Origin of the sequence: Streptomyces sp. NPDC093546, assembly GCF_044765045.1 — a bacterium.
GTDB lineage: Bacteria > Actinomycetota > Actinomycetes > Streptomycetales > Streptomycetaceae > Streptomyces.
Map to the genome: position 1 here is coordinate 1 of NZ_JBIWJG010000038.1, position 1,396 is coordinate 1,396.

The window sequence follows — 1,396 nt, forward strand, 5'->3', positions numbered from 1 at the left end:
CGGCTGGTGGTGGGCATCTTCTTCGGTATGAGGTTGGGGGAGGTGGAACGGCTCCGGGGTGAGTTAGCGGAGTTCGTTGCCGATGTGTTCGCCTCGGTGCCGCGGCGGGATCAGCGGCGGTGGGGTGAGTGTTATCTGCGGGGTCTGATGCTGGACGGCCGTCGGAAGTCGATCCAGCCGATGGCTGATCGGCTGCCGGATGGGAACATGCAGGCCCTGCAGCAGTTCGTGAACCAGTCGCCGTGGGATCCGCTGCCGGTGCGGCGGCGGATCGCCGAGCGGCTGTCCGAGGTGATCACCCCGGAGGTGTGGGTGGTCGACGACGTGTCGTTCCCCAAGTGCGGCACAGCGTCGGTGGGGGTGGCCCGGCAGTACTGCGGGGCATTGGGCAAGCGGGCGAACTGCCAGGTCGCGGTCAGTGTCCACGCCGCCACCGACACCGCCTCCTGCCCGCTGGGCTGGGAGTTGCATCTGCCGCGTGAGTGGACGGACGAACCGGATCGATGCCGCAGGGCAGGAGTCCCCGGCGACGTGGTGCACCAGGAGAAGTGGCGCCTCGCGCTCGGCCTTCTGGACACACTCGCCCAGTGGCAGTTGAAGGCGCCGGTCGTGGTCGCCGACGCCGGCTACGGCGTCAGCACACCGTTCCGGCTCGGTCTCGAGGAGCGAGGGCTGTCCTATGTCCTGGCCCTGAACGGGAGGGAAGTCGCCCACCGGGAGGATGCCGAGCCGCACCAGCCTGCTTACGGCGGACTCGGACCGCCCACCCTTCCCCGCTACCGCACCCCACCGCGAGCCGTCTTGGTCCTCGCAATGGAGGCGGGTGCGGAGCGGTTCACCGAGGTGACCTGGAGGCAGGGCAGCAAAGGGGCGATGACCTCACGGTTCGCGGTGCTGACAGTGCGGCCCGCGGGCAAGCAGTCCCTGGCCGGAGCTCAGGAGGCGGGCGGCGGCCGCAACCGGTGGGACGGTGTCCTGCCCGCCCGGACGCTCCTGGTGGAGTGGCCGGACGGCCAGGGCGCTCCGACGGACTACTGGATATCGAACCTGCCCGCCACCACTCCGGTCGCTGACCTGGTGCGCTGGGCGAAGATGCGCTGGCGGATCGAGCACGACTACCGCGAGCTCAAGCATGGCCTGGGACTGGACCACTTCGAGGGCCGCACCTGGCGCGGCTGGCACCACCACGTCACCCTCGTCACCGCCGCCCAGGCATTCCTCACCCTCAGGCGGCTCGACCCAAAAGTCCGCACACCGGCCTGACCCTCTACCAGGTCCTCGACGCACTCCAGGACCTGCTGAGGTGCTGGACCGGTACCTGCACCACCTGCGGACGACCTCTACCCGCCCAACGAAGCCGCCGCAGACAGGGCAGAACCTAACGAAGCACTACTAG

At 69.1% G+C, this 1,396-nt stretch carries 1 protein-coding gene; it reads left to right on the plus strand.

What is annotated here, in order from left to right; translation table 11 throughout:
* Nucleotides 1-27 precede the first annotated feature (27 nt).
* Nucleotides 28-1,263 (plus strand): IS701 family transposase, encoded by a 1,236-nt coding sequence (locus tag ACIRNI_RS31950; RefSeq protein ID WP_403556886.1) that lies wholly within the window; start codon nt 28-30, stop codon nt 1,261-1,263.
* Nucleotides 1,264-1,396: the final 133 nt, after the last annotated feature.